This window comes from Jannaschia sp. L-14R (genome assembly GCF_056857695.1).
The window spans coordinates 1-12,168 of record NZ_JBSXNP010000009.1 but is presented as its reverse complement, the minus strand read 5'-3'; the positions used below and the strand labels follow the sequence as shown (position 1 = coordinate 12,168).

General features: G+C 63.1%; 13 protein-coding genes and 2 pseudogenes. 5 read left to right on the top strand and 10 right to left on the bottom strand.

Features of this window, described 5'->3' with window-relative positions:
* Positions 1–198: 198 nt before the first annotated feature.
* From AC13C2_RS04405 to AC13C2_RS04375, 7 genes are all read right to left on the bottom strand, one after another.
* Entirely contained in the window at positions 199–738 is a 540-nt protein-coding gene (locus AC13C2_RS04405; protein WP_092762637.1) for a DsbE family thiol:disulfide interchange protein, read from the bottom strand.
* Positions 735–872 carry a heme exporter protein CcmD gene (ccmD, locus tag AC13C2_RS04400; RefSeq protein ID WP_092762639.1) on the bottom strand — a complete coding sequence of 46 codons (138 nt, stop codon included), beginning with the start codon at positions 870–872 and terminating at the stop codon, positions 735–737. The genes AC13C2_RS04405 and ccmD overlap by 4 nt, the downstream gene beginning before the upstream one ends.
* A gap of 10 nt (positions 873–882) precedes the next feature.
* Positions 883–1,611, bottom strand: a complete 729-nt coding sequence (gene ccmC, locus AC13C2_RS04395; protein ID WP_482886054.1) for a heme ABC transporter permease CcmC — start codon at positions 1,609–1,611, stop codon at positions 883–885.
* 177 nt (positions 1,612–1,788) lie between these two features.
* The gene (locus AC13C2_RS04390; protein WP_482886053.1) at positions 1,789–2,628 is read right to left on the bottom strand and encodes a class I SAM-dependent methyltransferase; all 840 of its coding nucleotides are present in this window, start codon (positions 2,626–2,628) and stop codon (positions 1,789–1,791) included.
* A gap of 127 nt (positions 2,629–2,755) precedes the next feature.
* Positions 2,756–3,412, bottom strand: a complete 657-nt coding sequence (gene ccmB, locus AC13C2_RS04385) for a heme exporter protein CcmB (protein WP_092762645.1) — start codon at positions 3,410–3,412, stop codon at positions 2,756–2,758.
* Positions 3,409–4,026 (bottom strand): heme ABC exporter ATP-binding protein CcmA, encoded by a 618-nt coding sequence (gene ccmA / locus AC13C2_RS04380; RefSeq protein ID WP_482886052.1) that lies wholly within the window; start codon positions 4,024–4,026, stop codon positions 3,409–3,411. The genes ccmB and ccmA overlap by 4 nt, the downstream gene beginning before the upstream one ends.
* A gap of 41 nt (positions 4,027–4,067) precedes the next feature.
* Positions 4,068–4,934, bottom strand: a complete 867-nt coding sequence (locus AC13C2_RS04375; RefSeq protein ID WP_424337550.1) for an MBL fold metallo-hydrolase — start codon at positions 4,932–4,934, stop codon at positions 4,068–4,070.
* Between the two features lie 296 nt (positions 4,935–5,230).
* Between AC13C2_RS04375 and acnA the strand changes: the two genes are divergently transcribed.
* The 5 genes from acnA to AC13C2_RS04350 all read left to right on the top strand — a co-directional run bounded on the left by acnA (position 5,231) and on the right by AC13C2_RS04350 (position 11,370).
* Positions 5,231–8,008: an aconitate hydratase AcnA gene (gene acnA, locus AC13C2_RS04370; protein ID WP_482886051.1), complete on the top strand. Its 2,778-nt coding sequence runs from the start codon at positions 5,231–5,233 to the stop codon at positions 8,006–8,008.
* A 222-nt stretch (positions 8,009–8,230) separates the two neighbouring features.
* Positions 8,231–8,929, top strand: a complete 699-nt coding sequence (locus tag AC13C2_RS04365; protein WP_339642932.1) for a DUF1223 domain-containing protein — start codon at positions 8,231–8,233, stop codon at positions 8,927–8,929.
* Between the two features lie 42 nt (positions 8,930–8,971).
* Positions 8,972–9,679: an HAD family hydrolase gene (locus tag AC13C2_RS04360; RefSeq protein ID WP_482886050.1), complete on the top strand. Its 708-nt coding sequence runs from the start codon at positions 8,972–8,974 to the stop codon at positions 9,677–9,679.
* 78 nt (positions 9,680–9,757) lie between these two features.
* Positions 9,758–10,354 (top strand): heme NO-binding domain-containing protein, encoded by a 597-nt coding sequence (locus AC13C2_RS04355; RefSeq protein WP_092762654.1) that lies wholly within the window; start codon positions 9,758–9,760, stop codon positions 10,352–10,354.
* Positions 10,351–11,370 carry a GGDEF domain-containing protein gene (locus AC13C2_RS04350; RefSeq protein ID WP_092762656.1) on the top strand — a complete coding sequence of 340 codons (1,020 nt, stop codon included), beginning with the start codon at positions 10,351–10,353 and terminating at the stop codon, positions 11,368–11,370. Before AC13C2_RS04355 ends, AC13C2_RS04350 begins: the two co-directional genes overlap by 4 nt.
* Positions 11,371–11,433: 63 nt before the next feature.
* Here AC13C2_RS04350 and AC13C2_RS04345 read toward each other — a convergent pair whose 3' ends face one another.
* From AC13C2_RS04345 to AC13C2_RS04335, 3 genes and pseudogenes are all read right to left on the bottom strand, one after another.
* Entirely contained in the window at positions 11,434–11,580 is a 147-nt protein-coding gene (locus tag AC13C2_RS04345) for a hypothetical protein (RefSeq protein ID WP_482886049.1), read from the bottom strand.
* Positions 11,581–11,739: 159 nt separating this feature from the next.
* Positions 11,740–11,915 (bottom strand): annotated as a pseudogene (locus AC13C2_RS04340) (IS5 family transposase); the annotation flags it as partial.
* A 72-nt stretch (positions 11,916–11,987) separates the two neighbouring features.
* Positions 11,988–12,168 (bottom strand): annotated as a pseudogene (locus AC13C2_RS04335) (IS481 family transposase); the annotation flags it as partial.

Here is a 12,168-nt window from a genome sequence, read left to right as displayed (position 1 = left end):
TGTCGGCCGCTTTGCTGAAGTAAAGGTCGGGATGCCGATGGACCGGATTGCGGTGAAGGCGACGGAGAGGCCGAGCGGGCCACTAGCAGAAGAAAGCTGCACGCCCGTGACCTGTCTGGCGCAGGGAAGAGACCTGGCAGAGCGCAGGCCGCGCATCCCGACAGTGCAGACCAGCGGTATCGCCTGTCTGTGGTGCCGTCAGGGCGTGCGCGCGGCCTCGATGGCGGGCAGGATCTGATCTTGCATGACCGACGCCGTGATCGGCCCGGCATAGCGCAGGCGGACGATACCCGCGCCGTCCACGATGAAGGTTTCGGGCACGCCATACAGCCCCCATTCGATACCGATGCGGCCGGTATCGTCGGCCCCGATGGCCGCATAGGGGTCGCCCAGTTCCTCGAGGAAGCCCAGCGCCGCGTCGGGCGAGGCATCGCGTTGGTCCTTGTAGTTGATGCCATAGACCGGAACGATCTCCGACAGGGCCTGGATCTGGGGATGTTCGACCCGGCAGGGGACGCACCAGCTGGCCCAGAAGTTGATCAGCTTGACCTCTCCGTCCGTCAGGACAGCGGAGGTCAGCGCCGGTTTTCCGGGCAGAGCGGTCAATTCCAGTGCCGGGGCGGGCCTGCCGATGAAGGTCGACGGCAGGGCACTGGGGTTGTCGCGGAACAGACCGGACGCGAAGAATCCGCCGAGCGCCGCGAAAATCGCGAGGGGGATGAGGGCGAGGATCTTCATTGTTCGATCTCCTTCAGGCGGCGCGCGGTACGGCGAGAGGCGACGACGGACTGCAAGATCAGGCCCGCGATCAGGATGCCCGACAGGCCATAGGCCAGCAGGATATCGAAGCTGTATTTGCCAAGGTCGATCATGGGCGATCCTTCATGCGAGACGGGCTTTTGCGGCAAGGGAATGCAGACGGCGCCGGCGCAGCTCCGTTCGGGTGCGCATCAGGACCAGCGCGAGAAACAGGGCCACGAACCCGGCGATCGTTACGACCAGCGGCAGCCAGAAGACGTCGGAGATATTCTCCTGTGCATCCAGCGACAGCGATGCGCCCTGATGCAGGCCCTGGTTCCAGAACTGCGCGGCGTAGCGCGACAGCACTGCGAAGACCGTGCCGACAAGGCAGAGGATCGACGTGAGGTCGGCGGCGGCATCCTGGTTTTCGATGGCCGACCAGAGTGCGATATAGCCAAGATAGAACAGTCCTAGGATCAGGAAAGACGTCAGGCGTGGGTCCCATTCCCAGTATGTCCCCCACATCGGCTTGCCCCAGATCGCGCCGGTCAGAAGCGCCACGGCGGTCATCACGAGACCGATGGGTGCAGCGGCGCGGGCGGCCAGTGCGGAGACGTGGTGGCGGCGGATCAGCCAGATCAGCGAGGCGACCAGCATCATGAACCACGCATTGATGGCAAGGAAGGCGGAGGGAACGTGGAGGTAGATTATCTTGACCGAATAGCCCATGCGGAAGTCTTCGGGCGTGAAGAAGAACCCCCAGATCAGGCCGCTGCCCGACAACACGATCGCCACGCCCCAGATCCATGGCTGAACCCTGGCGGACAACGCCATGAAGCGGCGCGGATTGGCGTATTCCCATATCGACATTACGCGCGTTCTATGGGGCGTAGCCGGGGGTCGCAAGCGACCTCGCGCAAGGGTGAAGGCCCGGTTTTCCGGTTGCGGCAGGGGATGCGTGCAACAGGCCCTGCCGGGGGCGTCTGTCCTGCACCGACGATATTCGGGTCAGGCACTGGCGCAGGGCGCGCGCCCCGTCGCGATCACCTATACCTGTGACGGCAAAGTGCCATCGCCCTGAGATGTCATCGGATGCCGTTTCAACCCGGTCAGGACGTTCACCGCATCGGGATAAATCATCCGGTCGCCCACAACGTAGTCGCGGAGCGCGCGGGACACATCGGCGATCAAGGCGGTCCTGTTCTGGTCTGCAAGGTCATGGAAGGCGGCCGCTATTGGCATGGAAGCCAGATGAAGCGGAACGAAGTCCGCGGCCAGCGGGACGTTGATCGACAATTCCTGCCGCACCACGCAAACATCGTGGAACCCGGCTGCTGACAGGCTGTCCTCCAGCGTCCGGGCCGACGGGGTTTGTCTCTGGGCGCGTTGCTTTCGGGCGATCCGCGGAGAGATGTGCATTTCGAGGGCCGCGCACAGTGCCTTGGTATATACGCTGTGTCCGTCCCAGATGGACACAGCAATGCGGCCGCCCGGGACAAGGATGCGGTGAAACTCCGCCAATGCTGCGGCCTGATCCGGGAAATAATGGTATCCGTGCTGGGATATGATGGCATCGATACTGTCTGACGGCAGCCCGGTGTCCACCGCATCGCGTTCGACCCAGGTGATGTCCAGTTCGGCGGCAAGGGTGCGCGCCATCGCCAGCATACCGGCGTTGTTGTCCAACCCGGTCACATGTCCGTCATCGCCGACAGCCCGTTTTGCCAGTCGCGTGGTGATGCCCGTTCCGCAGGCCACGTCCAGAACACGCTCTCCGGGTGCCAGCGAGACCTGAGCCAGCAGCGCCTCGGCCCAGCGTCCGAACCAGAGGGGCACAAGGGTTCTTTCGTAGATATCGGGACCGGAGCCGGAGAGTTGGAAGGACATCGGATGGTCTTCCTTGCTTCCTTTTTGGGGCATACCGCTGCGCGGGATGTAAGGACGATACCCTCCGCAGGCCGCCTCTGTCCATTTCGCGCCGGGCGGCGGCGGGGCGCACCGGTTGGCCGTCGCGTTATCGCAGGTTGACGCGAAGCGCGGCGGCGGTGGCAAAGGGCAGAAGCGCGATACAGCCCAGCGTGATGCCGCCCAGCAGGGCGAGGGGGGTGGCGGTGGGCAGGCCTTCGGCTCCGCGGCGCACGACTTCGGCCCCGAAGACGAGTGTGGGAATGTAGAGCGGCAGCACAAGGAGCGACAGAAGCAGCGAGCCGCGTTTCAGGCCCACTGTCAGCGCCGCGCCGAAAGTGCCCAGCCATGACAGGGCCGGGGTTCCGATCAGCAGCGCAATCACCAGCCAGAGGGTCGCGGAGGAGGGCAGGAACAGCAGCAGACCCAGGGCGGGGGCGATGATTGTCAGGGGCAGGCCGGTTGTCAGCCAGTGGGTCAGGGCCTTGATGGTCGCCACGCCTTCCAGCGGCAAGGGCGCGGTGGCGATCAGGTCGAGGGAGCCGTCCTCGAGGTCCAGCGCGAAAATGCGGTCCAGTGAGAGCAGGCAGGCCAGCAGCGCACCGAGCCACAGGATGCCGGGTGCGATCGGCCCGAGCAGGGTGGGCTGTGGCCCGACGGCGAGGGGCACCAGTGTGGCGAGGATCAGGAAAAACGCCAGCCCCAGACCGAAGCCGCCCCCCGCCCGGATCGCCAGCCGCAGGTCGCGAAGCAGGAGCGCCGTCATTCCAACGCCTCGGCGAAAGGGTCGGTCGTGTCGTCGGTCTGCGTCGCGGTGAAGCGTGTCACGTCGAGGGTGCGGGTGTCCGGCAGGCCAAGGTCGATGTGGGTGGCGAGGATGGCACAACCTCCGGTTTGCAGATGCACGGCGACCGCGCGACCGAACAACGCGACATTGGCGGCATCCAGCGATACCGTCGGCTCGTCCATCAGCCAGACCGGACGGGCGGTCAGCGGCAGGCGGGCAAGGGCGACACGGCGCTTCTGCCCGGCGGACAGGTCGGCGGCACGGCGGTCGAGCAGGGCGCGCAGGTCAAAGGCATGAACGGCGGGCGCGATATCGCGGCGTCCGAAGACACGCGCCCAGAAGATAAGGTTCTCGGCCACGGTCAGTTGTGATTTCAGCCCGTCGGCATGGGCGGCATAGGCGCAGACGTCCGCATCGACAGCGCCCCTGACCGGGGGTGTCAATCCGGCGAGGGTGCGCAGCAGCGTCGTTTTGCCGGCGCCGTTGGGGCCGCGCAGCACCAGCGCTTCACCCGCCGCGACGGAAAACGTCACGTCCCGCAGAACGGTGATTTCGCCCCGGCGGCAGGACAGGTCGGTGACGGTAAATGTCATGGAGCAGGTTTAGGGGGCGTTCGGGCGCGGGGAAAGAGGCGTCAGAGGTCTATCCGAAGTCCGTCCGTCCCGATGTGCAGTGGCCCGGACCAGATAGGGGCTGTGGCTGCGGCCCAGTCGGCGGATCCGTATTCGGGATCGTCAGACGGGATCAGATGATGGAGTGCCAGCGCGCCGACGTCTGCTGCTTGCGCGATCCGCGCGGCGTCGTCTGCGGTGGTGTGTGATCGCCGCAGGTGTCGCATCAACCGGTCATCGCCGTTGCCGACGCGTGCCACGAGTGCCGCGAGCGCAGGCATGAGCATGGCTTCGTGCACCAGAAGGTCGGCACCGCGTGCGAAATCGGCCAGCCCGGGGTGATATGCGGTGTCGCCCGAGAAGACGACATGGTGTCTGCTGCCGCGGAAGGACAGGGCGAAACAGTCGATGAGGGGCGGATGATCGACCTGCATGGCGGTGACGGCGGTCGGTCCGAGCATTGTCACGTCACCGGCGTCGATGGCGTTGACGCGGATCAGGTCGCGCAGATCGGGGCGTCCTTCGTCGGCGATGCGCAGATCAATATCGGCCTGCATGGATGTCAGGAAACCGCTCCAGTAAAGGTCCAGTCCCTTTGGCCCCCAGATATTCACCGGCGCAGACAGCCCTGCCGTCCACGCAGTGTGCAGAAGCGGTCCCAGTTCCAGATAATGATCGGAATGAAGATGGGTGATGAAGATCGCCGAAAGTGACGGCAGGGCGATGTTCTGGTCGCAAAGTGCACGTGTGACCCCCAGACCGCAGTCTATGACCGCCAGTTGCCCGTCGAGGCATAGCAGGCTGGACGTCGGCATGGTCGATCCGGGGCGGATCGCGGGGCCGCCCTTGGTGCCCAGCAGGACGACGTAATCGGAGGATGAGAGCGGCACGGACTTTCCTTTCGGGCGATATGCAGGCAACCTGGATCATCGGGTGATCGACCCGAAGGCCGCGCTGTTCCTCTTCCGCTATAACCGCGACGATCCGTCGGACGGAAGATCGAACCGTGATGCCGGAAGGGCTGACCTAAACGTCGGACCGATCTGGCCGGGTGCGACAAGGCGCAGGGCGACCTTGGCATCATGGCAGGGTCGGGCGACATTGCATACCACGGTATACCCTTGAACTTCGTCCCCCTTTCGGGCATGACGCGGGCAAATCCCGTAACACTTCCCGGAGGCCTTTCATGACTGTCCAAGTCGGAACCGATACCGCCAAGACACGGCGCACGCTGTCGGTCGGCGCGCAGAGCGTCAGCTATTATTCCATTGCCGCGGCGACAGATGCGGGGCTGGGTGACTTCTCCAGGCTGCCGGCCGCGTTGAAGGTCGTGCTGGAGAACATGCTGCGGTTCGAGGACGGCGGCCGCACGGTCAGGACCGACGACATCAAGGCTTTTGCCGAGTGGGCCACCAAGGGCGGCAAGAACCCGCGGGAAATCGCTTATCGTCCGGCCCGCGTCCTGATGCAGGATTTTACCGGTGTTCCGGCGGTCGTGGACCTTGCCGCCATGCGCGACGGGATCAAGGCGCTGGGCGGTGACGCGCAGAAGATCAACCCGCTGAACCCCGTGGACCTCGTGATCGACCACTCGGTCATGATCGACGAGTTCGGCAACCCGCGCGCCTTCCAGTTGAACGTGGACCGCGAATATGAGCGCAACATGGAGCGGTATCAGTTTCTGAAGTGGGGCCAGACCGCGTTCGACAACTTCCGCGTGGTGCCGCCGGGCACGGGCATCTGCCACCAGGTGAACCTGGAGTATCTGTCGCAGACGGTCTGGACCGACAAGGATCAGAACGGCGAACTGGTGGCCTACCCGGATACGCTGGTCGGCACGGACAGCCACACGACGATGGTGAACGGTGCCGCGGTTCTGGGCTGGGGCGTCGGCGGAATCGAGGCCGAAGCCGCGATGCTGGGGCAGCCGATTTCAATGCTGATCCCCGAGGTTGTCGGTTTTGAGCTGACCGGCCAGATGGTCGAGGGCACGACCGGCACCGATCTGGTGCTGAAGGTCGTGGAAATGCTGCGCGAAAAGGGTGTCGTGTCCAAGTTCGTCGAGTTCTATGGCGCGGGGCTGGATCACCTGCCGCTGGCGGACCGGGCGACGATTGCCAACATGGCGCCGGAATACGGCGCGACCTGCGGCTTCTTCCCGATTGACGGCGAGACGCTGCGCTATCTGGAGAACACCGGCCGCGACAAGGACCGCATCGCGCTGGTCGAAGCCTATGCCAGGGAGAACGGGTTCTGGCGGGGGGACGATTATGCGCCGGTCTATACCGACACCCTGACGCTGGACATGGGGACGATCGTGCCTGCCATTTCCGGACCGAAGCGACCGCAGGATTTCATCGCATTGACCGAAGCCGCGTCGGCATTCGGCAAATACGTCAAGGGTATCCGGTCCGGCGAGGATGCATCGCCGCGAGCCGAAGTGCGCTGGGAAGGCGAGGGCGGTGCGCCTGAGCCGGTCGATATTCCGGGCGATGAAGGGCATCACGCGCGCGGTCATGTAAATGGCAGTGAAGCGGACCGGATGCAGTTGCATGACGGGTCCATCGTGATCGCCTCGATCACATCATGCACGAATACATCTAATCCTTACGTCATGATCGGGGCCGGTCTGGTCGCCCGCAAGGCGCGGGAACTGGGTCTGAACCGGAAGCCCTGGGTCAAGACATCTCTGGCGCCGGGCAGCCAGGTCGTCTCGCATTATCTGGAGGCCGCCGGTCTTCAGGAGGATCTGGACGCCATCGGGTTCAATCTGGTGGGCTATGGCTGCACCACGTGTATCGGCAACTCCGGTCCGCTGGCACCGGAGATCAGCAAGACGATCAACGATTGCGACCTGATCGCGACTTCCGTCCTGTCGGGCAACCGCAACTTCGAAGGCCGGATCAGTCCGGACGTGCGTGCCAACTATCTGGCGTCGCCGCCGCTTGTGGTGGCCTATGCGCTGGTCGGCGACATGAACGTGGATATCTCGACCGCCAGCCTGGGCAAGGGCAAGGATGGGCAGGACGTCTATCTGAAGGATATCTGGCCGAGCGCGAAGGAAATCGCGGATTTGGTCGAAAAGACCGTGACGCGCGAGGCATTCCTCGACAAATACGCCGATGTCTTCAAGGGCGACGAGAAATGGCAGAGCGTCGAGGTGCCCGAACAGGAAACCTATGACTGGCCTGCCACATCGACCTACGTGCAGAATCCGCCGTATTTTCAGAACATGGACCCGAAGCCCGGTCAGATCGAGGATATCGCGGGCGCGCGCGTCCTCGCCGTGCTGGGCGACATGATTACGACCGACCACATCTCTCCGGCCGGATCGTTCAAGGAAACCTCGCCCGCGGGAAAATACCTGATCGAGCGGCAGGTTCCGGTGCGGGAGTTCAATTCCTACGGGTCGCGCCGTGGCAACCACGAGATCATGATGCGCGGCACTTTCGCCAACATCCGCATCAGGAACGAGATGCTGTCGGGGGTCGAAGGCGGCTATACCAAAGGTCCGGACGGTCAGCAGACCTCGATCTACGATGCCGCGATGGCATGGCAGGAGAAGGGCGTGCCGCTGGTCGTCTTCGGGGGCGAACAATATGGTGCCGGATCGTCGCGCGACTGGGCGGCCAAGGGCACGGCATTGCTGGGTGTGAAGGCGGTCATTGCCGAGAACTTCGAGCGCATCCACCGCAGCAACCTTGTCGGCATGGGGGTCATACCGTTCGAATTCACCGGCGGCGACACCCGCACGTCGCTGGGCCTGACCGGCGAGGAGACGGTGAACATCCTGGGTCTGGCAGACGTAAAACCGTTGCAGGAGGTTCCGGCGACGATCATCATGGCCGACGGCACCGAGAAATCGGTCACGTTGAAGTGCCGGATCGATACGGAAGTCGAGATCGACTACATCAAGAACGGCGGCGTGCTGCATTACGTGCTGCGCAGCCTCGTCGCGGCCTGATTGCCGCGGCCCTTCGGGGGCAGCATCAGGCGACGAAATCAAGGGACGAAATCAAGGGACGGTGTCTTTTCCGGGTGCCGTCCTTTTCAGGCATGGCCGTCCGCGCCGGGTCTTGCCCGCGGGATGATGTAACCAAGGGGTGATTGGCGGCGGCGGTATTCAAAGGCTAATGAAGAGTCTACGATCCGTTTACCACTCATCTTTTCCTGACCACGGTTCCCGATGCGCGCTGCCTTTGCTCCGATCCTTGCCGTATCCTGCCTTGCCGCCGTCCCTGCCGCGCTGGCCGATCCGACGGTGGTCGAGCTTTATACCTCGCAAGGCTGCTCGGCCTGCCCCCCCGCTGACGAGATGCTGGGACAACTGACACAACGCGAGGATGTTCTCGCCCTGTCTCTGCACGTCGATTACTGGGACTGGATCGGCTGGAAGGATACTTTCGGCAACCCGGCGTTCAGCGAACGCCAGCTGCAGTATAGCGAGGCGGAGAATTCCAGCGTTCGCTATACGCCCCAGTTCATCGTCAATGGAACGGATCGTTTGGCCGGGCCGTCTGGAATGCAGCTCTGGGACCTTGTCCAGAAGAATGTCGCCATTTCCTCTGCGACGGACGTGCTGGGCATTGAACCCGGCAGCGAGGGTCGGCGGGTCACGCTTTCGGAACATGCGACCGGCGGTCAGCTGATCCTTGTCGGATACCAGTCCGAAGCGACCGTTAAAGTGCTGTATGGCGAAAATGCAGGTAAGGTCATTACCTATTACAACGTCGTTCATTCCTGGGATGTGCTGGGCGATTGGGACGGTGCGCCCGGTGCGATCGACGTTCCACAACTGGGCAATGGTCTGCATCGCGCGGTTCTGGCGCAGGCGCAAGTCGATGGGCGACCGGGGCCGATCATCGGCGCGGTCAAACTGGACTGATCCGGCTGGACCCCGAATGCCGGTGCCGTCTATGTCCGCTCCATGATTCGCGCGATTCTCCTCGATAAGGATGGCACACTGACCGACTTCCGCGCCACGTGGGAGGCGTGGATGCCGACCATGATACACGCCCTTGCGCACGAGAGCGGGGCCGAGGCCGATACCGTCGCAAAGGCTTTCGGGTTCGATCTGGCGACCGGGCGTATACCGGCGGACGGCCTGTTCGTGACGGCCCCCGGTCATGTCGTTACCGCAGGCGTCGCATCCGTGATCGGCTGGCCGACGGCGCGGCTGTCGCGCTGGCTCGCACCGAGGTCGCACGTTGTCCGGCAAGTCATGGTCCCCGGCGTGCCACAGGTTCTGGCGCGGCTGCACGCCGCCGGCCTGCCGATCGGCATCCTGACAAACGCGGACGAAGCCGAGGCCCATCGTCATCTGATCGGCATGGGGATCGGACATCTTCTGCATCGGGTGATCGGCTGCGACAGCGGCTTCGGCGCCAAGCCCGATCCCCGCGGCGCGGCGGATTTTGCGGATGCGCTGGAGCTGCCGCGCAGCTCGGTGGCCTTGGTCGGGGATGGCCGGACCGACATGGCCGCCGCGAAGGGGGCAGGGCTGGTGCCGGTGGCGGTGCTGACCGGTACGCTGGGCCACGCGGATCTGTCACCATTGGCGGAGGCCGTTCTGCCGGACATCACCGGATTGCCCGCATGGCTGGCCACACGCGGTATCGGAGTGCCGGCCGCCTGATTTCGCAACCTGGCGCACAGCTTAACCGCATCTTCAGATTTGTCTGTTTGAACGGCCCGGTGGTGTCCGGAGACGTGAATGCTGGGTCTGATCTGCAAATCGCTGGAAGGATTCGTGCGCGATCAGCACGGGGATCTGCAATGGGAACGCATTCGTCGCGCGGCCAGGCTTCCGTTCGAGAGGTTCGAAGCGTTGCGCATCTACGACGATGCCGTCCTGATGGATCTGGTCGCCGCCACCGGCGGTGTATTGGACCGTCGTCAGTCTCCGCTGCTCGAGGATATCGGGCATTGGATCTGCACCCATCCGCCGTTGGAACCTGTCCGACGGCTGATCCGGTTTTCGGGAACCAGTTTCGTTGATCTTCTCTTCTCGCTCGAGGAGATCGAAGACCGGGCACGCATTGCGCTTCCAAACCTGCATCTGCCGCAGTTTCGGGTCGAACTTACGGCATCGGATGAATTCGTCGTGACGTCGCAATGGATGGTGCCTGGGGCGGCGGCGGTTTTGACCGGCATGCTGCGGGCGATGGCCGACGATTACGGCACCCTGGCGATCATTGAGCGTGGCGGGCTGTCGCAGGACGGTGACACCGTGATCGAGACGATTTCCGTGCGCGTGATCGAGAACACCTTTCATGAGCCGCGCGAATTCACCCTCGGGGGTGTCCGATGAGCGTGATTTCGGTCGAAACGTCCACGCTGGACCATGCCTTGCCTATGGCGCTTCTGTTCGAAGCATGCGGTACTGTCACCCATGTCGGGCCGACGTTCGAGAAGATAGCACCCGGTGCCGTTGGCAAAGGCTTGGCGGGGGTGATGAATTTCGTTCACCCGCAATTGTCAGGAAGCTGCGCAGACGTGCTTCGATATTCCGGTCGCAAGCTTCGGGTGGAACTTCGGCACGAGGCGAACATTCCACCGGGCGAGGGGCTGTCGACTCTGCGCGGCACTGTCGTGCCGCTCTCGGATCGGCGCGGGCTTATCAACCTGGCGCTGGGGGCCGATCCAGGTGTCGCGCTCAAGCGGCACAGGCTGACGTCGCGCGATTTCACGGCAACCGATCCGATGGTCGATTTTCTTTATCTTATCGAAGCGCATGCAATGGTGCTGTCAGAATTCGAGCGGTTGAGCGAACGATTGGATCAGGCCCGCACGGCGGCGGAGGAAGCGGCCGTCACGGACAAGCTGACGGGCCTTCGCAATCGCCGCGCAATGGACGACCATCTGGGCCGTCTGACCGTTGATGCGGGGCCTGCCTTCGGTCTGATGAATATAGACCTGGATTACTTCAAATCGGTCAACGACACGATGGGCCATGCCGCAGGCGACCGCGTGCTGGAGGAGGTTGCCCGGATCCTTCGCCAAGAGGTTCGGAGCGGCGACATGGTGGCCCGTGTCGGGGGGGACGAGTTCATGCTGCTGTTCGAGAATTGCGCCGACGTCGGTTTGCTGCAGCAGATTGCTGGCCGGATTATTCAGCGGCTGGAATTACCTATCGACTGGCAGGGACAGGAATGCAGGATATCGGCCAGCATCGGCATCACTATGTCCAGCTACTATGACACGCTGGATGCAGAGCGGCTGGTCTCGGATGCCGACAGCGCGCTTTACGCATCCAAGCGCGCAGGGCGCGCGCGCCATTCGGTCGCCCGACCGGTGGGCGAGTGCAGCATGGAGCCTGAGGGATAGTATCTGCGTTATTGCAGAACCCGGCTTGAGGCATGACTTTCCCTTTCCCTTATCCTGTTGATCTCAGTCCAAACGGACGATTTCGGCGGTGCCTTGGGCGTTGAAGCGGTTGAGGAGAGCGATGCGGATGCAGATCTCTTCGGTGTCTGATCCCTGAATTCCGTCGGGTACGGGTTCCTTGTTCTCGGCATGTAAAACACTCTCCTTCATCTAATGAAAAGTTTCCACAAAACCGGGGGAATTCCATTCCATCAAAATTGACCGTGTGGGCAGGCACACTCCTTTTGGTCGCTGCTGCGAACTGGGACGCGACTTGGATGCAGGAACGCTCCGCTGGTTTGGGCGAGATTGGACCGGAACCGATCGGCCCAAAGGCATAGCCGGTCGCACACCCTTGCTGCCCACCATCGGGTAATGCGGTTCGATCAATGCCAAAAGCAGCGACCAGGGCACACAGCATCCATCTCGATCAGGAACTTCTCCCGCCGCGTCACCTTCTTCTTGGTGGTGCGGGCGAGGGCGGCAAATGTCATCTGTTTGGGCATCGGCGGGTTCCTTTGTCGTTCGATCCGAACCTACCAGATCACGCCGCCATGCCGAGGTTTTTCAGATGTTCCTTAGGTGTTTAGTCCCGTCATCTGGTGGATCGGATCGACGATGAAGCGGTCTGGCTCTGAAGTCCAGATTTTGCAGATGTATTCGTAGGGTGTGAGCCCGCTGAGAGTCTTGAGACGACGGGCGAAGTTGTAAGCGTCCAGGAAGTCCGCGATATGGCCGCGGAGCTGATCGTGGCTGTCG

Coding starts and splice junctions, on each gene's coding strand:
- ccmC (WP_482886054.1), bottom strand. CDS start 1,611: ATGTCGATATGGGAATACGCCAATCCGCGCCGCTTCATGGCGTTGTCC.
- AC13C2_RS04345 (WP_482886049.1), bottom strand. CDS start 11,580: ATGAAGGAGAGTGTTTTACATGCCGAGAACAAGGAACCCGTACCCGAC.
- AC13C2_RS04355 (WP_092762654.1), top strand. CDS start 9,758: ATGCTGGGTCTGATCTGCAAATCGCTGGAAGGATTCGTGCGCGATCAG.
- AC13C2_RS04405 (WP_092762637.1), bottom strand. CDS start 738: ATGAAGATCCTCGCCCTCATCCCCCTCGCGATTTTCGCGGCGCTCGGC.
- AC13C2_RS04360 (WP_482886050.1), top strand. CDS start 8,972: ATGATTCGCGCGATTCTCCTCGATAAGGATGGCACACTGACCGACTTC.
- AC13C2_RS04350 (WP_092762656.1), top strand. CDS start 10,351: ATGAGCGTGATTTCGGTCGAAACGTCCACGCTGGACCATGCCTTGCCT.
- acnA (WP_482886051.1), top strand. CDS start 5,231: ATGACTGTCCAAGTCGGAACCGATACCGCCAAGACACGGCGCACGCTG.
- AC13C2_RS04390 (WP_482886053.1), bottom strand. CDS start 2,628: ATGTCCTTCCAACTCTCCGGCTCCGGTCCCGATATCTACGAAAGAACC.
- AC13C2_RS04365 (WP_339642932.1), top strand. CDS start 8,231: ATGCGCGCTGCCTTTGCTCCGATCCTTGCCGTATCCTGCCTTGCCGCC.
- ccmA (WP_482886052.1), bottom strand. CDS start 4,026: ATGACATTTACCGTCACCGACCTGTCCTGCCGCCGGGGCGAAATCACC.
- ccmB (WP_092762645.1), bottom strand. CDS start 3,412: ATGACGGCGCTCCTGCTTCGCGACCTGCGGCTGGCGATCCGGGCGGGG.
- ccmD (WP_092762639.1), bottom strand. CDS start 872: ATGATCGACCTTGGCAAATACAGCTTCGATATCCTGCTGGCCTATGGC.